General features: G+C 46.6%; 20 protein-coding genes and 1 tRNA gene. 15 read left to right on the top strand and 6 right to left on the bottom strand.

Translation table 11 applies throughout. The features are described from left to right. Nucleotide 1: 1 nt before the first annotated feature. The 11 genes from KI742_RS10700 to KI742_RS10650 are packed head-to-tail and all read left to right on the top strand — an operon-like array spanning nucleotide 2 to nucleotide 11,201. Entirely contained in the window at nucleotides 2-370 is a 369-nt protein-coding gene (locus tag KI742_RS10700) for a 3-hydroxyacyl-ACP dehydratase (protein WP_005460551.1), read from the top strand. Further along, nucleotides 363-2,069, top strand: coding sequence for a glycosyltransferase (locus KI742_RS10695; protein WP_213867078.1), 1,707 nt, complete (start codon nucleotides 363-365; stop codon nucleotides 2,067-2,069). The genes KI742_RS10700 and KI742_RS10695 overlap by 8 nt, the downstream gene beginning before the upstream one ends. After that, a complete protein-coding gene (hutH, locus tag KI742_RS10690; RefSeq protein ID WP_213867077.1) occupies nucleotides 2,053-3,606 on the top strand; it encodes a histidine ammonia-lyase in 1,554 nt (517 codons plus the stop codon). The genes KI742_RS10695 and hutH overlap by 17 nt, the downstream gene beginning before the upstream one ends. Continuing rightward, nucleotides 3,606-4,052, top strand: coding sequence for a thioesterase family protein (locus tag KI742_RS10685; protein ID WP_206970925.1), 447 nt, complete (start codon nucleotides 3,606-3,608; stop codon nucleotides 4,050-4,052). Before hutH ends, KI742_RS10685 begins: the two co-directional genes overlap by 1 nt. After that, a complete protein-coding gene (locus KI742_RS10680; protein ID WP_025534207.1) occupies nucleotides 4,052-4,672 on the top strand; it encodes an outer membrane lipoprotein carrier protein LolA in 621 nt (206 codons plus the stop codon). Before KI742_RS10685 ends, KI742_RS10680 begins: the two co-directional genes overlap by 1 nt. Continuing rightward, nucleotides 4,644-6,986, top strand: a complete 2,343-nt coding sequence (locus tag KI742_RS10675; RefSeq protein WP_213867076.1) for an MMPL family transporter — start codon at nucleotides 4,644-4,646, stop codon at nucleotides 6,984-6,986. The genes KI742_RS10680 and KI742_RS10675 overlap by 29 nt, the downstream gene beginning before the upstream one ends. After that, on the top strand, nucleotides 6,983-7,594 hold the full coding sequence (locus KI742_RS10670; RefSeq protein ID WP_213867075.1) for a DUF3261 domain-containing protein: 612 nt from the start codon (nucleotides 6,983-6,985) through the stop codon (nucleotides 7,592-7,594). The genes KI742_RS10675 and KI742_RS10670 overlap by 4 nt, the downstream gene beginning before the upstream one ends. A gap of 20 nt (nucleotides 7,595-7,614) precedes the next feature. Then, entirely contained in the window at nucleotides 7,615-8,802 is a 1,188-nt protein-coding gene (locus KI742_RS10665) for a beta-ketoacyl-[acyl-carrier-protein] synthase family protein (RefSeq protein WP_213867074.1), read from the top strand. Then, the gene (locus KI742_RS10660) at nucleotides 8,795-9,259 is read left to right on the top strand and encodes a hotdog family protein (protein WP_005388322.1); all 465 of its coding nucleotides are present in this window, start codon (nucleotides 8,795-8,797) and stop codon (nucleotides 9,257-9,259) included. Before KI742_RS10665 ends, KI742_RS10660 begins: the two co-directional genes overlap by 8 nt. Beyond that, nucleotides 9,256-9,981 carry a 3-oxoacyl-ACP reductase FabG gene (gene fabG, locus KI742_RS10655; RefSeq protein WP_005388326.1) on the top strand — a complete coding sequence of 242 codons (726 nt, stop codon included), beginning with the start codon at nucleotides 9,256-9,258 and terminating at the stop codon, nucleotides 9,979-9,981. Before KI742_RS10660 ends, fabG begins: the two co-directional genes overlap by 4 nt. Then, nucleotides 9,978-11,201 carry a beta-ketoacyl-ACP synthase gene (locus KI742_RS10650; protein ID WP_206953998.1) on the top strand — a complete coding sequence of 408 codons (1,224 nt, stop codon included), beginning with the start codon at nucleotides 9,978-9,980 and terminating at the stop codon, nucleotides 11,199-11,201. Before fabG ends, KI742_RS10650 begins: the two co-directional genes overlap by 4 nt. Before the next feature lie 94 nt (nucleotides 11,202-11,295). On the opposite strand, the gene KI742_RS10645 is transcribed toward KI742_RS10650, so the two are convergent. Together KI742_RS10645 and KI742_RS10640 are read right to left on the bottom strand one after the other, a co-directional pair. Continuing rightward, nucleotides 11,296-12,987, bottom strand: a complete 1,692-nt coding sequence (locus tag KI742_RS10645; RefSeq protein ID WP_005382296.1) for a class I SAM-dependent methyltransferase — start codon at nucleotides 12,985-12,987, stop codon at nucleotides 11,296-11,298. A gap of 163 nt (nucleotides 12,988-13,150) precedes the next feature. Then, a tRNA-Arg gene (locus KI742_RS10640) sits at nucleotides 13,151-13,227 on the bottom strand. Nucleotides 13,228-13,430: 203 nt separating this feature from the next. Between KI742_RS10640 and folD the strand changes: the two genes are divergently transcribed. After that, complete coding sequence (folD, locus tag KI742_RS10635; protein ID WP_005382297.1) at nucleotides 13,431-14,291, top strand: bifunctional methylenetetrahydrofolate dehydrogenase/methenyltetrahydrofolate cyclohydrolase FolD; 861 nt, start codon at nucleotides 13,431-13,433, stop codon at nucleotides 14,289-14,291. A gap of 68 nt (nucleotides 14,292-14,359) precedes the next feature. Here folD and KI742_RS10630 read toward each other — a convergent pair whose 3' ends face one another. The 4 genes from KI742_RS10630 to KI742_RS10615 form a co-directional block, all read right to left on the bottom strand. Then, the gene (locus KI742_RS10630) at nucleotides 14,360-15,559 is read right to left on the bottom strand and encodes a NupC/NupG family nucleoside CNT transporter (RefSeq protein ID WP_005382298.1); all 1,200 of its coding nucleotides are present in this window, start codon (nucleotides 15,557-15,559) and stop codon (nucleotides 14,360-14,362) included. A 257-nt stretch (nucleotides 15,560-15,816) separates the two neighbouring features. After that, the gene (locus tag KI742_RS10625) at nucleotides 15,817-16,761 is read right to left on the bottom strand and encodes a LysR family transcriptional regulator (protein ID WP_017634801.1); all 945 of its coding nucleotides are present in this window, start codon (nucleotides 16,759-16,761) and stop codon (nucleotides 15,817-15,819) included. An 88-nt stretch (nucleotides 16,762-16,849) separates the two neighbouring features. Continuing rightward, nucleotides 16,850-17,821 (bottom strand): lytic transglycosylase domain-containing protein, encoded by a 972-nt coding sequence (locus KI742_RS10620; protein WP_005388330.1) that lies wholly within the window; start codon nucleotides 17,819-17,821, stop codon nucleotides 16,850-16,852. 48 nt (nucleotides 17,822-17,869) lie between these two features. Beyond that, nucleotides 17,870-18,151 carry a YcgL domain-containing protein gene (locus tag KI742_RS10615; protein WP_005382303.1) on the bottom strand — a complete coding sequence of 94 codons (282 nt, stop codon included), beginning with the start codon at nucleotides 18,149-18,151 and terminating at the stop codon, nucleotides 17,870-17,872. Between the two features lie 197 nt (nucleotides 18,152-18,348). Between KI742_RS10615 and minC the strand changes: the two genes are divergently transcribed. Genes minC through minE form a run of 3 tightly spaced genes read left to right on the top strand, consistent with a single transcriptional unit; the run spans nucleotide 18,349 to nucleotide 20,107 of the window. Continuing rightward, nucleotides 18,349-19,011, top strand: a complete 663-nt coding sequence (gene minC / locus KI742_RS10610; protein WP_005382304.1) for a septum site-determining protein MinC — start codon at nucleotides 18,349-18,351, stop codon at nucleotides 19,009-19,011. A 17-nt stretch (nucleotides 19,012-19,028) separates the two neighbouring features. Then, nucleotides 19,029-19,841: a septum site-determining protein MinD gene (gene minD / locus KI742_RS10605; protein ID WP_005388331.1), complete on the top strand. Its 813-nt coding sequence runs from the start codon at nucleotides 19,029-19,031 to the stop codon at nucleotides 19,839-19,841. A gap of 2 nt (nucleotides 19,842-19,843) precedes the next feature. After that, nucleotides 19,844-20,107 carry a cell division topological specificity factor MinE gene (minE, locus tag KI742_RS10600; protein ID WP_005388332.1) on the top strand — a complete coding sequence of 88 codons (264 nt, stop codon included), beginning with the start codon at nucleotides 19,844-19,846 and terminating at the stop codon, nucleotides 20,105-20,107. The last annotated feature ends 15 nt before the right edge of the window (nucleotides 20,108-20,122 follow it).

Genomic DNA, 20,122 nt, shown 5'->3' with positions numbered 1-20,122 from the left:
CATGGAAAAAAGAAAACCAACTATTCAGAATATTGAAGTGAGTGACCATACCGCGGAGCTGTCGCTGCGAGTGGATGCTGACATCTTAGATTTCCAAGGTCATTTCAGTCACTTTCCTCTTTTACCCGGCGTCACTCAAATTGACTGGGCGTTGTTCTACGCCGTTCAATATTTGAATACTCCCAAGGTCTTTAAAGGAATGGAAGTCATCAAATTTCAAGAGCCGATTCTGCCAAACGCCGACGTTTGCCTCTCACTCTCTTGGGACAATGAGCGTGAGAAATTGACCTTTAAGTACACATCGAAAAACGGTGAAACCTTGGTGACTCACTCGTCAGGAAAAATGAAACTGGGTGAGTCACGTGAGTGATTATCGTCCCTGCTTTTTAATTCCTTGCTACAACCACGGCAGCACAATTGCAGACGTGGTTGCGTCGTTATCCTCTTTCGCTTTGCCAGTGCTGGCCGTTGACGACGGCAGCAATGAAGACACCAAACAAGCGCTTTCTGCTTTGAGCAAGCAAGGGCTGATAAAACTGATTAGTTTGAGAGAAAACCAAGGCAAAGGTGGCGCTGTGATGGCTGGCCTACATCAAGCTCACCAACTTGGTTTTACGCACGCCATTCAAATCGACGCAGATGGTCAGCACGACCTAGAAGCATTGCCGAAATTGCTCAGCGCCAGCGAAACAAAACCAGATAACCTGATTTCGGGCCAACCGATATACGACGAGAGCGTACCCAAATCCCGTTTGTATGGTCGCTACGCTACACACGTTTGGGTGTGGATAGAAACCTTGTCACTATCTATCAAAGACAGCATGTGCGGTTTTCGCGCCTACCCAGTGGCGAAAACGGTCGCCGTGTTGAACAAGTACAGCATCGGCAAACGCATGGATTTTGATATCGAAATTCTAGTGCGAATGTATTGGGAAGGCGTCGACATTGATTTTGTTCCAACGCGCGTGATCTACCCTGAAGGTGGCATTTCCCACTTCGACGCATTGTGGGACAACGTCAAGATAAGCTGGATGCACACTCGCCTATTTTTTGGCATGTTGCCGCGCATTCCTTCGCTACTCGCCAGAAAGCACAGTCACACAGACGACAGCAATGCCCACTGGTCGAAACGAAAAGAACAAGGCACGATTTTAGGCATCAAAACCTTGCTCGCGGTTTACCGCTTGTTCGGTAGAAAAGCGTTCGACCTGATTTTAAAGCTAGTCATGCGCTACTACCACTTCACGGGTAAATCTGCCCGTGAAGCGTCTGAGGTTTACCTGAACAACTTACAGCACTACGCAGCGCAGCAGAACATCGCACTGCCAAAGCAGTTGGACAGCTATCATCATCTGCTTTCCTTTGGGCGTACCATGCTCGACAAACTGGCAGCATGGCAAGGTGACTTTAACGTCGATAACCTAACCATTCACGGCCAGCATCATTTCGAAGAGATGGCGCAGAAAAAACAAGGCGTACTCATTTTAGGCTCGCACCTTGGCAATATCGAACTCTGCCGTGCGCTTGGTCGTCGACACTCTCATGTCAAAATCAATGCCTTGGTATTTACCCAACACGCTGAACAATTTAATGCGGTAATGAAGGCGGTAAACCCAAATTCGGAACTGAATCTGATTCAAGTCAGCTCAATGGGACCAGACACCGCGATTCTGCTTCAACAAAAAATCGAGCAAGGCGAATGGGTGGTGATCGTTGGCGATCGCACTTCCACCAGCAAAGAAAATCGTGTCGTTTGGGCAGATTTTCTTGGTAAACCTGCACCATTCCCGCAAGGCCCATTCATGCTAGCCTCGGTATTAAAAGCGCCGGTTTACTTACTCTTCGGCCTACGCGACGATGAAGCGAACACTCCGCATTTTAATGTGTACTTTGAACACTTTAGTGACCAAGTCACGCTACCACGCAAGGAGCGTCAGCAGGCACTAGAACGCGTTGTTCAACAGTACGCACAAAGATTAGAACACCACACACTGCAAGCACCGTTACAGTGGTACAACTTTTTTAACTTCTGGACTTTAAGTAATCAGCCACATGACAAACAACAATAATCACAACATCACTTTTGGTGCCCAATCTTTAACCATCGAAGATGTCGTTGCCATTGCTCAAGGTGCAAAGGCAAACATGAACACCTCGCCAGAATTTACCGCGAAGATTGATCGTGGCGTGGCGTTTCTGGAACGGTTACTGAAAGAAGAAGGCGTTATTTACGGCGTAACCACGGGTTATGGTGATTCATGCACCGTGGCGATTCCACCCGCTCTTGTGGATGAACTTCCGTTGCACCTTACGCGCTTCCATGGCTGTGGCTTAGGTCAAATCCTTTCTCATGAGCAAGCTCGTGCGGTGCTAGCAACACGTTTATGTTCATTGTCGCAAGGCGTATCTGGCGTGTCTCACGATCTGTTGAACCAAATCGTTACGCTTATCAACCACGACATTGCGCCGCGTATTCCACAGGAAGGCTCGGTGGGCGCAAGTGGCGATTTAACGCCTCTGTCGTACCTAGCGGCGACCTTGATTGGCGAGCGTGAAGTACTTTACAAAGGCGATGTGCGATCAACACAAGAAGTGTTTTCAGAACTGGGCATTGAGCCAATTCGCCTAAAACCAAAAGAAGGTTTGGCGTTAATGAACGGTACATCCGTGATGACTGCTCTCGCCTGTCTTGCCTACAAACGCGTAGAATACCTAGCGCAGCTGTGCACCAAGATTACCGCAATGGTCTCTGTGGGTATGCAAGGTAACGATTTCCACTTTGATGAAGCGTTGTTTGCGGTAAAACCTCACCCAGGTCAACAGCAAGTTGCGGCTTGGCTGCGTGATGATCTCAATGCTGAACGTCCGCCACGCAATAGCGACCGACTGCAAGATCGTTACTCGCTGCGTTGTGCGCCACACGTAATTGGCATGGTGCAAGACTCACTGCCTTGGCTACGTCAATTGATTGAGAATGAACTAAATAGTGCCAACGACAATCCAATTATCGATGGCGACAACGAGCGCGTTCTCCACGGCGGTCACTTCTACGGTGGTCATATCGCAATGGCGATGGATACGTTGAAAGTGAACATTGCCAACTTGGCTGATTTGCTGGACCGTCAGATGGCGCAACTGATGGATTACAAGTTCAATAACGGCCTGCCGTTTAACTTAACCGGTGCAGAAGGCGAGCGTAAACCGATCAACCACGGCTTTAAAGCGGTTCAGATTGGTATCTCAGCTTGGACGGCAGAAGCGTTGAAAAACACCATGCCAGCGAGCGTTTTTTCTCGCTCAACCGAATGTCACAACCAAGACAAAGTGAGCATGGGCACCATTGCGGCTCGTGATTGCTTACGCGTACTTGAGTTAACAGAGCAAGTTGCTGCGGCTTCACTCCTAGCAAGCGTTCAAGCGGTTGAGATTCGTCGTCGTCATAACGAATTGGACGAACACCACATGAGTCAGAGTTTGCGAGTAATTCGTGACGCCGTGCTGAGCGAGTTTGAGTTTGTGATTGAAGATCGCCCATTGGAACAAGATTTGCGTCATTTCATTGAACGCATTCAGCAACGTCATTGGCCACTCTACGCGGAGGTATAATGCAAGAGCAGGTTCTCTACCCATTAGAAGCGGAGGTGACTATGGTCACCTCATTCCAAGATGCTGACCCGATGGGCGTGATATATCACGGCAACTTCTTTCGGTATTTTGAAGAAGCGCGTCGTGTGCTGATGGAGAAGATCCAATACAGCTATCGCGATATGCAAGACTCTGGGTACATGTGGCCGATCATCGACACGCGCGTTAAATACGTCAAGGCGATTCCGTTTAATCACACCATTCGCATTACCGCGCAACTCACTGAGTGGGAAAACCGCTTACGTGTGGATTACGTGATTTACGACGCCGAAACGAATCAACGTATGTGCAAAGCGCATACAACGCAAGTCGCCGTATCCATTGAAAAGCAAGAGATGTGCTTTGTGTCTCCAGCAGTCTTTTTAGATAAAGTAGAGCAATGGCACAACCATGGGAGCCGGAACTAATGCAAAAGTGGTTACTCTCTTTTTTGTTGATATTTTCTGTTCCAGCACTGGCCACACCGACAGCAAACGTAACGGATTTGGCATCGCTTCAACAGCAGTTGTCTCAGCATGAAATCGTACGCGGAGATTTTACGCAGCAGCGTCATCTGGAAATGTTTAGTCAACCTTTAACCTCTAAAGGTCAGTTCACACTGAGCAAAACACATGGCTTGTTGTGGCAACAAACAGAACCTTTCGCAGTCAATTTGGTATTGACGGAAAACAAACTTCGTCAGACTTTTGCCGACCAAGCTCCGAAAACGATCTCTGCAGAAGAAAACCCAATGGCGTTCTACTTTAGCCATGTGTTTTTATCCGTGTTCCACGGGGATACTTCTGCACTGCAAGAACAATTCACACTCGATTTTTCAGTTGAGAACAATCAGTGGCAGCTCGTTTTAGTGCCCAAACAGTCGCCATTAAATGCGGTGTTTAAAGCCATCACCCTTTCCGGTAAAACGCATATTGATCGCCTAACCCTGCAAGAGCTGCGCGGCGATAAGACCGAAATCACGTTTACAAACCAGACCTCTCTACCTCAGGAACTCACGGATGCCGAAGACGCTCAATTCCGTTTCTAAACTCAGTCTTGGCACTCATACCTTTGCTCTGGTTTGGCTCAATCTCGTTGTTTTAGCGGGCGCGTTGCTACTCAAACAATGGGTTTGGAGTGCAGAATCTCCGATTGAGACCAACATTTTAAAACTGTTGCCGAAGAACCAACAAAACCCAGTGGCTGAGCAAGCCTTTGAGTCGGTCTCGGCAAGTATGAGCGACAAAGTCATTTTCGTGATCACAGCGCCGGACAAAAATGCCCTTTTTGCAGCGGCCACTGAATTTGATAAGGGGTTACGACAAAGTAATCATTTTCGCGATGTGGTGGGAAAAATCTCACCTCAAGAGCAGCAAGCTTGGGCGAGTTACTACTTTAAGCACCGTTTCCAATTGCTGACGCCTGAACAACGAGAGCGTTTAAGCAAAAATCCAGAGCAGCAAGTGCAGAATGTGATTCAGTCTCTGTACAACCCGTTTTCTGGAGTGACTGGGCAAGAGTTACAAAATGATCCTTTCTTGCTATTTCGTGATTATTTAAGCCAAGTTACCCAGCAATCGTCCTCTTTCCGATTGGATAACGGCTATCTGTTCGTCGAAAAAGACGGTGCTCAATACTTGCTTATTACTGCTGAGCTAAAAGACTCGCCTTATAGCCTAACTGGGCAGCTTGCCGTCCCTGACATTCAAGCGCTAGAGCAAAGCGTCGCGCAGAAATATGGCGCTAAAGTGGCACATACTGGCGTTCTATTTTACGCCAACTTTGGTACGCAAAGTGCCAAATCGGAGATCAGTACCATCGGTGTGTTCTCTCTGCTCGGTATCATTGCATTGCTCGTGTTGGTCTTTCGTAGTGTGATGCCACTGTCTCTGGCACTGCTTTCCATCACCATTGGTTTGCTCGTTGCTTTGTCCGTTACGACGTGGATTTTTGGAAAAGTCCATCTGTTCAGCTTAGTGTTTGGTGCAAGTTTAATCGGCGTGTCTATCGACTACGCATTCCACTACCTAACCGAACGTCTTGCGGCGGGAAATGAATGGGATAGCGAGCAAGGATTAAAGCATATTTTCATAGCTATCACACTTGGCTTAATCACCAGTTTGATCGGCTATTTGGGCATGTTAGTGGCACCGTTTCCAGGTTTGCAGCAGCTTGCGCTGTTTTCATCCATTGGTCTGATTGCTGCTTACATCACCGTGGTGGCTTGGTATCCGATACTGGCTCGTAACCCATCGCGATCCATTTCGAACTTACCAGGACAATCACTGTTGGCGAAATGGTTAACGCTTTGGAATCAACCTCGAATTAAAGTCGGATTACCGATGTTATGTGTGGTTGCGAGTGGCTTTTTCTTGCTGCAATTGAACTACGATGACGACATTCGTCTGCTGCAAACGATGCCGAAAGATCTCAAGCAGCAAGAAACCTTGATTACGACGCTCAGTGGCATGCAATCTTCGCAGCAAATGTTGGTCGTTACCGCCGACGATGACGAAAGCCTAATGAAAAAGCTGGAGTCTTTGACACCAACTTTAGAAGCGTGGAAAGCGGACAGCACCATCGAAAGCTACCAGAGCCTGAGCCGCTACTTGAGCTCAGTGGAACGTCAGCAACAAGACTATCAATTGATTCGCGATCTTTACGCGACACAATCCAGCCCACTTACTTCCGGGCTGGGCTTAAGTAAAAAGCCCAAAATGGACGCCGACTTTATCCCTGTTACGGTTGAACAGTACTTGCAAAACCCGGTATCAGCGCCTGTACGTTTTCTTCATTTGGGTAAGATCAAAGGAAAATCGGCAACGGTAGTGGTGTTAAACCAATTGCAAGACTCCGCTGTTGTTAAGGCATTTGCCAAATCACAGTCTGATGTTGTTTACCTAAACAAAGCTGAAGAAATATCCGCCCTATTTGGTGAATACCGAATCAAAATCATGGAGCTATTGGCAGCCGCCAGTGCTTTGATCTTTCTGGTATTAATCAAGCGGTACGGTCTGCAACACAGTTGGCGAGTTATACTGCCATCATTGATTGCTTGCGCCTGCGGTCTTGCAACTGCTGTCGCGATGGGAACAACATTAAACCTGTTCAACTTGCTTGGCTTGGTGCTCATTCTTGGTATCGGGATCGATTACACTCTGTTCTTTGCCGAGAAAGCCCGCAGTGTGAGCACACTATTGGCGATCACCCTTTCGGCAATGACCACTGTGTTGTCATTTGGGTTGCTGTCACTCAGCCAAACTCACGCGATTCACAGTTTCGGCATTACGGTGTTAAGTGGTATTTTTGTCGCTTGGCTGCTCTCTCCGATTGCAATTAAAACAGAGGAAACGACGTCATGATTTTCAATCACGCCTTTCGCTGCGCGACGTTATTCGCACTGAGCCTGTTTTTAAGTGCATGCAGCGTGGTCCCTCACCAATCGACGCCTCAGGTCGACATTGCCGAGCACACCCAAGTTAGCTTACCCACTCCCGCAAGCTTGGGCTATCAGTTGTCTGCCAGTCAGTTAATTACGGCTTCTTGGGCAATAGATGGTAAAACCACATCTGAGCAACTTCCGGTACAACTGCAAGTGACCAACAACGAAGTGGTGCTGGCAGGCTTCTCATCCTGGGGGACAAGAGTACTCTCACTGTCTTACGATGGAGAACAAATTCAAACCGAAGTGCTCAATGGTTTACAAGGTTCGCTACCGCAGCCAGAACAGGTATTATTTAACCTGATGATCACGCTCTGGCCGAGTTCCGCTTGGGAAGGATCGTTAAATGAGGTAAGGTGGCGAATTATTGATAAAAATAATTCTCGCGCCATCTTTGATAGCGACGGTGAAAAGATCATTGAGATTCAATACAGCTCTTCTAACAAGTTAGAGGGTAAGATTGATTTTCATCACCTCAAACATCAGTTTTCAATTTCTATTCAAACACTGCAACATCAGATTAATTAAGAACAATTTAGAATAACAATATGCCTATTCGCTCTTCTCAACCTTTGTATATTCAGGCCTGTGGCTTTCACTCTGCCATGGGACAAGATGATGCGCTCATCCACCAGTGTTTATCGGGAGCGAAGCCATCCAACATGGTGGTTGACCAAGATATTTTAAATTCAGGCCGCCAAACAGTAATCGGTCGAATTGCACAGACGTTACCGCAATTACCACCCGCACTCAGCCAGTTTGATACGAGAAACAACCGCCTCGCACTTTCGGCTTTGCAGCAAATCGAAGGCGACGTGCGTGACGCCATTGCTAAATATGGTCGTGACCGTATCGCGGTCGTGATCGGCACCAGCACATCTGGCATTTCAGATGGCGAAATCGCATTTGGTGAAAAGCTGGCAAACGGTAATTTTCCTGTCGACTACCATTACACCAAACAAGAGCTTGGCAACTGCAGCGATTTTATTGCCGCCTACTTTGATTTGAGCGGCCCACATTACTCAGTTTCAACCGCCTGTTCTTCTAGTGGTCGTGTCTTTTTAACCGCGCAACGCCTGATTCGCTCTGGCATTGTTGATGCGGTCATTGTGGGTGGTGTGGATAGCATTTGTCGCCTCACACTAAACGGCTTTAACGGTTTAGAAGCTCTATCCGATACTCTTTGCAAACCGTTTGACCAACATCGTAACGGCATCAATATCGGCGAAGCCGCAGCATTAATGTTGCTAAGCAAAACACCTGCGCCCGTTGCTCTTCTCGGTGCTGGCGACAGCTCAGACGCACACCATATTTCCGCACCACATCCAGAAGGGTTGGGCGCAGAAGAAGCGATGAAAAAAGCGTTGGCCAATGCAGGACTTACAGCGCAAGACATTGGTTACATCAACGCGCATGGCACAGCAACGCCGTTAAACGATGCGATGGAAAGCAAAGCCATTCATCGCTGCTTTGGTGACTCCGTTCCCGTCAGCTCGACAAAGCCACTTACCGGACACACATTAGGCGCAGCAAGTGCAACGGAAGCCGCGATCGCTTGGCATATTCTCAAGTACAACCTTGATTTGCCAATACAGCACTGCGAAACCAAAGCAGACGATATCCATATATCGTTAGTTGAGACGCCAACCAAACTCGGTAACAAAGCGATTCTCAGCAACTCTTTTGCTTTTGGTGGCAATAATATTAGTCTTATTTTTGGTTACTCTCATGACTAAACTTCCTCCCATCGAACAACTTTTGCCACACGACAAACCAATGATCTTGGTCGATCGTGCTTTGGATGTTCAACAAGATACGATTCACTGCCAGGTTGATATCGCAGAACACAACCCGTTCTTCGACTCGACCTCTCAAACCGTGCCAGCTTACGTTGGCATTGAGTTTATGGCGCAATCTGTCGCGGCGTGGTCTGGTTACCACGCATTAATGAAAGAACAAGCGCCACCGATTGGCTTTTTGCTTGGTAGCCGTCGATACACGTCTGAATGCGATACGTTTTCTCGCGGACAGGTGCTCGATGTGTATGCTGAAAAAGTTATGGAAGATAACGGTATGGCGGTTTTTTCAGCCCGTATTGAGCTACAAGGAACTGTTGTAGCGACTTGCCAATTGAACGTTTACGTTCCATCAGAAGAAAAATTACAAGAAATGAAAATCAGGAGTCAACAATGACCCGACAAGTCCTCGTTACAGGTGCCAGCAAAGGCATCGGTAAAGCCATTGCCGTTCAATTAGCCAAAGATGGTTTCCAAGTCATTGTCCATTACATGGGCGATCAACAAGGCGCGCAAGACACCCTAAACACCATCGAACAGCATGGTGGTAGCGGTCGTCTTATCCAATTCGACATCAGTGACCGTGCAGATTGTCGTGAGAAGCTAGAAGCCGATATCGCCGAACACGGCGCTTACTATGGCGTCGTAAACAACGCTGGCATCACAAAAGATACCGCTTTCCCTGCGATGACCGAAGAAGAATGGGATGGTGTGATTCATACCAACTTAGATAGCTTCTACAACGTTCTTCACCCTTGTGTTATGCCAATGGTGCAAAAGCGCAAAGGCGGCCGAATTGTTACGCTTGCATCAGTCTCTGGCCTAATGGGGAATCGTGGTCAAACTAACTACAGCGCAGCGAAAGCGGGCGTAATTGGTGCAACAAAATCACTCGCGCTTGAACTGGCAAAACGCAAAATCACCGTCAACTGCGTTGCTCCAGGGCTTATCGACACAGGCATGGTAGACGAACACGTGAAAGAACATGCGATGCCGCAAATTCCTTTGCGCCGCATGGGAGAGCCAGAAGAAGTTGCTGGTTTAGTCAGTTACCTTATGTCTGACATCGCAGGCTATGTAACTCGCCAAGTCATTTCGGTAAACGGAGGCCTAGTATGAACCGTCGAGTCGTTGTAACCGGAATGTCGGGCGTGACTGCGTTTGGTAACAATTGGCAATCTGTCGAGCCAAAACTGCGTGACTGCCAGAACGCGACGCAATACATGCCTTCTTACGAACAGTATGATGGTTTGAACACCAAGCTCGCGGCACCAATTTTAGATTTTGAACTGCCAAAGCACTACAAGCGCAAGCAAGTACGCGGCATGGGGCGTGTTTCTAAATTGGCGACCGTCGCAACAGAAAACGCACTGAGCCAAGCAGGTTTGATTGGTAACGACGTACTCACCAATGGTCAAACGGGTATCGCATACGGCTCATCAACAGGCAGTACTGACGCAATCGGCGCATTTGGTGTCATGCTGAATGAGAAAACCACTAAAGCGATCACCGCAACGACTTACGTGCAGATGATGCCGCATACCACGGCAGTGAACGTTGGTCTATTTTTCGGTTTGAAAGGCCGAGTGATCCCAACCAGCAGTGCATGTACCTCTGGCAGCCAAGCAATCGGCTACGCCTACGAAGCGATCAAGCACGGCTACCAAACGGTCATGGTTGCTGGTGGCGCTGAAGAATTGTGCCCAACGGAATCCGCTGTCTTCGATACCCTTTTTGCCACCAGTCTAAAGAATGAAGACCCGAAAAGCACACCAAGACCTTATGACTCCGATCGCGATGGTTTGGTGATTGGTGAAGGTGCGGGAACGCTAGTTCTGGAAGAGTACGAACACGCCGTCGCTCGTGGCGCGAAAATCTATGCAGAAATCATCGGTTTTGCCAGCAACTGTGATGCCGCACACGTCACTCAACCACAGATGGAAACCATGCAAATCTGTATGGAAATGGCTTTGCAAAACGCGGGGATTCCTGCTGAGAAGATCGACTATGTATCTGCTCACGGCACTGCCACCGACCGCGGCGATATTGCGGAAAGCAACGCAACAGCGAATGCTCTGGGCAAAGTGCCAATAAGTTCACTCAAGAGCTACTTTGGCCACACACTAGGCGCCTGTGGCGCGATTGAAGCGTGGCTAGGTTTAGAAATGATGCACACAGGCTGGTTCAACCCAACGCTCAACCTAAAAAACCTCGACGAGCAATGTGGTGATTTAGACTACATCGCCGGACAAGGCCGAGAGCTGGACGTGAAATATTTGATGAGTAACAACTTCGCCTTTGGCGGCATCAACACCTCCATCATCTTTAAAAAGATGTAATGCCCTTAGTAAATGCAAAAGCGCTGGTTAACCAGCGCTTTTTTGTTGGTTGCCTATCAGGTTCATATATCACGCTGTAACGGCAAACAAGACATTACCATTCCGCGATACAAAGGCGACTTTTAACACCACGAATTTGTAATCCCATCGCTTCAAAGACATGCTCAAAATCTTGACAAGATGCAGGCACATTAGGTAGCGACAATGAAGCCTCGGTAAAAAACGTCCGACTCAAATTATCCGTCTCTCCCCAAGCTAACTGCCACCAATCCAAAATTCGCGGCTTGGATGCGTTTAATCGATAGCTAGCAGGAATACGATCACGCTTGTTTAGGTTTTCAACCTTAGATGTTGGTAGTAAGTTCCACTTATCATTGTTGGGCCAATAAGCAAATGGCAAACAGTGATCAACGTGATACTCATTTCGTAATTTGCTTCCACTCCATACACTGACAATGTCGCAATGGCTGAGCTTCAACTGTTCAATTCTCTTTCGCACGACTCGCGTATCATGGTCTTTATCAATCCAGACCAAACAATCATGATACGTTTGCAGTGGAATACCCCGCTCTTGATTAGACCGAAATCGTTGCATTTCCATAATCCATTGGTTGACCACCAGCGGCTCAATCCAAGAGTTATACAATCGAAAACAATCCCAAAGGCTTTCATCCAACACAAACAGCCCATAACCTTCGAGGAACTCGCTATCCACAACAATTGAACGTTTTGGCTTCTTAGCTGAACGAATCATTTCAAAGTAAGGGTTTGATTTATCACCTTGATAGGTAAAAGTGACGGGACCATCTTTTATGGTTTTTAAGCTGTCTTTTATCGCTTTATCAAGCGCCACTGCATCTTCACCAAAAAATGTCGTGCCTATAGCAAGATCATCAGGACTTAAATGGGAAAGTCTGCCCCAGCCATCGGGCTTTATAAAACCTAGCCCTTTAGACGAGTTCGAGCTTTGCTGGATGTTCTCTTTATCGATTAAACGCTTAAATTGACGAATCCAATATAAGCCAACTAATCCTAATGGGATTGCAACTTTACCTTCGCTGCGATCAACCACTGCACCAGAATGAGCGTCTGCAATACGTAGTAAAGTACGTAGTAGTGCGAGCTTATAGGTAGCCGATTTGGAATCATTGACGATAATGTGGCGAACCTTATTCAGATCACCGGAACCATCATCAGGCAAAGACATCACTACAGTTTGCCAAGATACACCCGTTCGCTTTAACTGATCGTCATCGAGAGATACGTTTCTCACCATTAAAGCGCTATTCTTTGCAAACTTTTCGAGCTCTTCAACCGATACGGGATAAGCTTTACGACCGTCAGAAAAGTCACCGTGACGAAGGCTAATCACCAATCGACCATTAGGCGCTAACAAATTTGCAAGTTTGCGAAATGCACGTTCACGGTGCGTAGGCGCAAGATGCATCCATACCGCACTGACAAGAATTAAATCGAAGCGAAAGCCAAGATTAATGGTTTTCTCAAGCTTAGGTAATGCATCTTCAAGCCAAGTAACGGAATCGCCACAGTAAGACTTACCAAGCCTTAGAAGTGCTTGAGCAGGCTCAATCGCAACAACTTCACACCCATGCTCAGCCATCCATTTCGCGTCTCGACCAGAGCCCGCGCCAACATCTAACACACGATCTCCAGCCTGGGGCCAGAAGACTCTCCAACTCGCGTGGACATCCTCAAACTGGATCGATGTGTATTGCTTCGCGAAAGAGTCGGCGTGTCGGTCATAAAAGTTAGAAGTGGCAGGCATAAAGGTTAACGAAAGGTAATTAATATGCGTCCATATTAATTGCTAGAAATTGCAATGGCTAGAATGCCATTCAAAAGTTGTAGATAGAGTGGCAATTACAGCCAAAAACCTAAAAACGACAAAGCCCCGACAACTCAAAGAGTTATCGAGGCTTTTGAATAAATGGCACGCCCTATTGGATTCGAACCAATGACCACATCCTTAGAAGGGACGTGCTCTATCCAGCTGAGCTAAGGGCGCGCTACAGGGACAGGATTATACGAGTTCAAACGGGTAAATCAACGGGTTTTCATAACATTCTGATCTGAATGCCTAAAAAAAGTCCATTAAAACGCTTAATGTTCAAAAACACCACAAAGCAAACGTTTGCGTATGGATGTTGATAAGAAATTCTGCGACAATGCGCCGCAGATAATCTGCCTTCTTAATTTATAAGGAAAGTCATGACTGCTCAAAATATAGACGGAACTCTCATTTCCCAAACTGTTCGATCTGAAGTGGCTGCACGTGTTAAAGCACGTGTTGAAGCTGGGCTACGTGCTCCTGGTTTAGCAGTGGTTCTAGTTGGTGAAGATCCTGCTTCTCAGGTTTATGTCGGTAGCAAACGCCGCGCATGTGAAGAAGTTGGGTTTGTTTCTAAGTCTTTTGACCTTCCTGCGTCTAGCTCAGAAGAAGAGTTACTAGCGCTGATTGATGAATTAAACAACGATGATGAAATTGACGGCATTCTAGTGCAATTACCCCTTCCTGCGGGCATAGACACAACACATGTTTTAGAGCGCATTCACCCAGAGAAGGACGTGGATGGCTTCCACCCTTATAACGTTGGCCGTCTTGCGCAACGTATTCCAAAGCTTCGCTCTTGCACGCCAAAGGGCATAATTACCCTACTCGACCGTTACAACATTGAGCTACGTGGTAAACATGCGGTTGTGGTTGGCGCATCAAACATTGTTGGTCGTCCAATGACACTTGAGCTGCTGCTTGCGGGCTGCACAACAACAACATGTCACCGTTTTACCAAAGACCTAGAGAGTCATGTGCGTCAAGCTGACGTTGTCGTGGTTGCGGTTGGTAAGCCTAACTTCATCCCTGGTGAGTGGATTAAAAAAGGCGCAGTGGTGGTCGATGTCGGTATTAACCGTCTTGATTCAGGCAAACTAGTTGGTGACGTGGAATACGACAAAGCACGTGAAAGTGCGAGCTTTATTACTCCTGTTCCTGGTGGTGTTGGCCCAATGACCGTCGCAAGTTTAATTGAGAACACAATGCTCGCTTGCGAACAGTTCCACACAGACAAATAGCGTAAAACTTCAGATACGAAAAAGGCTCCGCAAGGAGCCTTTTTGCTAATTGTTGATATCTATTTCAATTACAGACTTAAAATCACGCCCGCAATCGAAGCGCTCATTAAGTTCGCCATGACACCAGCGATAATCGCACGGAAACCATGCTTAGAAACAAATGCACGCTTTTCTGGTACCAAAGAGCCCAACCCACCAATCAGCATCGCCATGCTTGAGATGTTTGCAAAGCCACACAAAGCAAACGTCACGATTGCTTGTGAGTGTTCACTAAGTTGAGACTTCACTTCTGCAAGCTGGATGAAAGCGACGAACTCATTCACCACAATCTTGTTACCAATCAGCGAGCCTGCTGTGGTTGCCTCTTGCCATGGTATACCCAACAACCAAGCGACTGGCGCAAACACAAAACCTAGGATGAGCTCAAAACTTAAGGGGGTCCCAATCAGATCACCTATCCAGCCTAACATTCCGTTTAGCATTGCAATGACACTAATAAACGCCAGTAACGTACCACCGACCGATACCGCAATGCGTACTCCCGCCATGGCACCATCGGCTAATGCTTCTACTACGTTGGTTGCACGTGGAATTTCAACTTGGCTAATGTCGATATCTGCTGCTTTATCCGTATCTTCTGGCATTAAAATTTTTGCCATCAACAAGCCGGCAGGTGCAGACATAAATGCAGCAGCAATAAGATAGTTGAGGTCGACACCCAGTGATGCGTAACCAACCAACGTTCCGCCAGCAACTGACGCTAAACCACCTGTCATAACTGCAAAGAACTGCGAGTCAGTCATGTGTTTTAGGTAAGGCTTTACCATCAATGGTGCTTCAATAGTGCCAACAAAGATATTCGCCGTAGCAGACAAAGACTCAGCACGACCGATACCAAGCAGCTTTTGAATACCACCACCGATAAAGTTAATGATTTTTGGCATCACACCTATGTGATAAAGACCTGAGATAAGAGAGGAGAAGAAAACGATGATACCCAGAACATTGATCGCAAAGGTGAAGCCCCCTGTCGCCAAATTACCGAATAAAAACGCAATGCCCTCTTGACCATAGTTGATCAAATTCGACACAACGCTGCTCACTGAATTCAGCGCATCTCGTCCTGCTGGTACATATAAAACCAACAACGCAAACAGTACCTGCAAAGCAAACGCAAACGACACCGTTCTCAGCTTTATATTTTTTCTATTTGTAGAAAGTAGCCATGCTAGGAATAGTATGGCTACGATACCAATAATTGAGTTCATAAAATGAATCCGACAGAAGGGGGATATGGAAGGCACCGGATTGTATAGCGGACTCAAAATGCTGCAAGTTGAGGATGTTAACAGTGTGAAAAGTTTAAGCGACCAATAACTGACCAACAAAATAACCAATTGAATTTATTGAAGATAAACGTTTGCCTATTTTAATTATTTCCATATGGAAAATATGTTTCTGATTCAGGAAAAATTTTTGTGAAGTGAATCACCTTATGTGTCGTTCTACAACGTCATTGATCCTGTTATTTAGGAATAGAGATGTAAGGCGCCAAACGTTGGTCCCAATGACAAGGGTTGCCGATCTTCTGTTTGATAAAGTTAATCACTGCGGATATTTTTTTTGGCATATGCTGGCGGCTTGGGTATACCGCATAAAACGGCATCGACTGGCTGGCTTTCCAATCAGGTAACAGCTGTATTAACTTACCCGTTCTGAACTCATCACCCAGCAAGTAAGTGGCAAGGTAGGCAATACCCCAACCTGCAATAGCAGCATCCCGGACGGCTTCTGCCAGATCCACTGAATAGTTACCCGAGACTTTTACATTCAATTCTTGCTGATCTTTGGTAAACGCCCACCCCGTATAGTCACGCTCCCAGCTTCTGTATATGAGGCAGTTGTGAGCAGATAGGTCATCCGGTTCTGTTGGCGTGTCATGTTTCAATAAGTAATCTGGCGATGCCGCAACAACAAACTGGCAATCCGTCAAACGCTGCGCAATGTAACCTTCAGGCAAATGCTCGTTGTTGGTTACCCATAAATCGAGCCCTTCGGCTAACATATCGACCTTATAGTCAAACAGATGTACTTCCACTTGAAGTTGAGGATACAGTTCGCGTAACTCTTGAATCGCTGGAATAATGTGTAAGGTACCAAATGATTGCGACAACCCAAGACGTACCAAACCTGCTACTTCATCCCGCTGGGTTTCCATCTCTAATGTGGCGCTGCTCACCGCTTGTACCACTTGCTCACAGTGATGAAAAAAGGTTTTCCCTGCCTCAGTCGGCGTAAAGCTTCGCGTAGTGCGTTGAACAAGCTTGATACCAAGAGACGCTTCTAACTGACTTAACTGTTTACTCACATGAGACACCGACACGCCTAAGCTCTTTGCAGCAGCTGTGAAGCTTTTGTGTTTAAGAAGAGCGGAGAAAATCACCATTTGTGCGGCACGTTCAGATAACACGCTTTACCTCGATTTGGTTATAGAAAAAACAAAGGGCTCCGAAGAGCCCTTGTATTGAAGACTGGATGCCAAATTGTTTGATGGCAGATCAGTATTTAATGCGGTCAGCCAAGTGACTCACAGCAAGTGCGAAGTAGTAAGAGCGGTTCCACTTCATCAATACGTTATAGTTATTGTAAACCAGATACGTACGACCATTCTCGTCGTCCGGCATGATCAACCATGCTTTGATGTCTTCATCCAGTTTTGGCAACGGGCTACCGTCATATTTTGTGATACCTAATTGGCTCCACTCTTGAAGGTATTTGCCTTTTTCAGCCGTGCGCCCTTCTAGGCTGCGATCAATATTTTTAGGAACCTTAACTTGGCGACCCCAGGTATATTTATCATCCCAACCAGACTTGCTCAAATAGTTAGCGGTTGATGCAAACACGTCCGCTTCAGATTGCCATATGTCTTTTTTACCATCCCCGTTGCCGTCAGCAGCAAAACGAAGGAAAGAGCTTGGCATAAACTGGCATTGACCCATAGCACCAGCCCATGAGCCTTTAAAGTTCTCTAGCTCAATATGGCCTTGATCGAGGATCTGCAGTGCCGACATAGTCTCTTTACGGAAAAACTCTTCACGACGGCCTTCAAATGCCATTGTGGATAGTGCATCAATCACTTTAAAGTTGCCGGTAAACTTACCAAAGTTACTTTCAACTCCCCAAAGTGCCACAATAAAGCGCGGGTGGACACCGTACTCATCGCCTATACGCTTTAGCTCGGTGTAATGCTCTTTGTAGAGTTGTCTGGCTTGCTTCACCTTCCATTCAGGCACCGCGCGAGGAATGTACTCATCCAATGTCAGTTTCTTTTCTGGTTGGTTTCGGTCCGCTTTTACTGCTCGGGGCTTGTACTCAACATTAGCAAAAGCAGCACTAATGACCTGCTCTGAGATACCTTTATCACGAGCTTCAGCACGCAGCTTATTCAAGTATTCATCAAAACCCTCGCTACTTGCAAAAGCCGAGGTACACATACCAACGCTAAGCATGGTAGCCAGTATCTTTTTCATATTGCCCTCCTTGAGCAAGGCAGAAATCCCAGATGAAAAACGATGACGTTATTCGCCTTTCTGCTGGGCTTTTTGTTCTTTGTACTTTTCTAATAGGTTCTCCGGCGGCGGTGGAACCTGAAGAAAGAAGCCATCATTTTGTAATGAAGCCTTCACTTTTTCGATATCAACTTGTGCCAATTTACGGCCATCAAGTTTAATCGTCATGACAGCGATAGGCTTACCGAACATCTGCATTAAGGTGTCAGGAACCTGTGAAAAATCATCCTTTTTCGGAATATAGAGATAAGTACCTTCTTTTTTCGAGCTTTTATAAATAGAACAAAGCATGACACGCCTTTTATGCTGATTTAGCCGCGTTGAGTGCGGATTAGGTTGAAAACGTCAAATTCTCGCAAACTTAATAGCAAATTTGAGATTAATTCACCTATTTGCCCACGAGAGAACTTGCTGCGTCAAAGGATGAAATATAACATGACATACCTAGTTTAAGGCAACGCTCTTTCAATAAAGGCAAGAAGTCCACGATGACCCATTCACCAGACCTTAAAGGTAGCAGTTTTACATTGTCAGTTTTACACCTTTCTGACAATGAGATCGCAAAGACTGTCGAATTTTTGCAAGAAAAAGTTTCTCAAGCACCTTCTTTTTTTGCATCCGCGCCTTTGGTAATCAATATAGCAAAAGTACAAGGCGACATTGATTTCCCTAAGCTTAAACAAGGCATCTCAGATGCCGGTTTTATTCCGGTCGGTGTAACGGGCTGTAAAGACAAGCGTGTACAAAACCTTGCTTCCGAAGCTGGCTTCGCCATTATGTCGGCGAGCAAATCGCCAAGCCAAGCACCTGCCAAAATGGCACCAACGAAAGTAGTTCGTACGCCTGTCCGCTCAGGACAACAGATCTACGCAAAAGATGGTGATTTGGTGGTGCTAGCGCACGTAAGTGCAGGTGCTGAAGTCATTGCTGACGGCTCTATTCATATCCATGGCACACTTCGAGGTCGTGCGATTGCAGGAGCAAGTGGTCAGCAGGAAGCGCGTATTATTTGCCACGATTTACAAGCAGAACTGGTATCCATTGCGGGTGACTACTGGTTAAGCGATCAAATTGAAAGCGAGTACTGGCAAAAGAAAGTAATGATCAGTAAAGCCGATGAATCATTACATTTAGAAGTTCTCGCGATTTAATCTAAAAAGGAAAAAAAATGGCACGCATTATTGTAGTAACGTCTGGTAAAGGTGGCGTTGGTAAAACCACTTCAAGCGCAGCCATCGCCTCTGGTCTAGCTCTTAAGGGAAAAAAGACCGCGGTGATCGATTTTGACATCGGTTTGCGTAACCTCGATCTAATCATGGGCTGTGAGCGCCGCGTCGTGTATGACTTTGTGAACGTCATTAACGGTGAAGCGACATTAAACCAAGCGCTGATCAAAGATAAGCGCACGGACAACCTATTTATTCTTCCTGCTTCTCAAACTCGTGATAAAGACGCACTGACAAAAGATGGTGTTCAGCGCGTATTCGGCGAACTTGATGAAATGGGCTTTGATTTCATTATTTGTGATTCACCAGCAGGTATCGAGCAAGGCGCGTTAATGGCCTTGTACTATGCCGATGAAGCCATTGTCACAACGAACCCAGAAGTCTCTTCTGTGCGTGACTCTGACCGCATTCTCGGTATTTTAGATTCCAAGTCACTGCGTGCAGAACAAGGGCTAGAGCCAGTAAAACAGCACCTTCTACTGACTCGCTACAACCCATCTCGCGTCACTCAAGGCGAAATGCTAAGCGTTGAAGACGTTGAGGAGATCTTACATATTCCACTTCTGGGCGTGATTCCAGAAAGCCAAGCCGTGCTTAACGCGTCAAACAAAGGTGTGCCAGTCACTTTTGACGATAACACCGATGCGGGTATGGCTTATTCTGACACCGTTGATCGCTTATTAGGCAATCAGGTTGAATTTCGTTTCCTTACTGAGGAGAAGAAAGGACTCTTTAAACGACTCTTTGGAGGCTAGACATGTCATTATTAGAATTTTTCCGTCCACAGAAGAAAACTTCTGCGAATCTAGCTAAAGAGCGTTTGCAAATCATTGTCGCAGAGCGCCGCAGCCAAAATGATCCTGCGCCGTCTTACTTGCCTCAATTAAAAGAAGACATCTTGAAGGTGATCAGCAAGTACGTGGCAATTGATCCAAATATGGTTGACTTAACATTTGAGCACAAAGACGACGATATCTCAGTTCTTGAGCTGAATGTGAAGCTACCAGACGAAGAAAAGTAATCAGTTTCTCTCGCA

The sequence above is a fragment of the Vibrio sp. D417a genome, assembly GCF_030248595.1.
GTDB classification, from domain to species: Bacteria; Pseudomonadota; Gammaproteobacteria; order Enterobacterales; family Vibrionaceae; genus Vibrio; species Vibrio alginolyticus.
The sequence above is the reverse complement of the archived record's forward strand: the minus strand, read 5'-3'. Positions and strand labels throughout refer to the sequence as shown.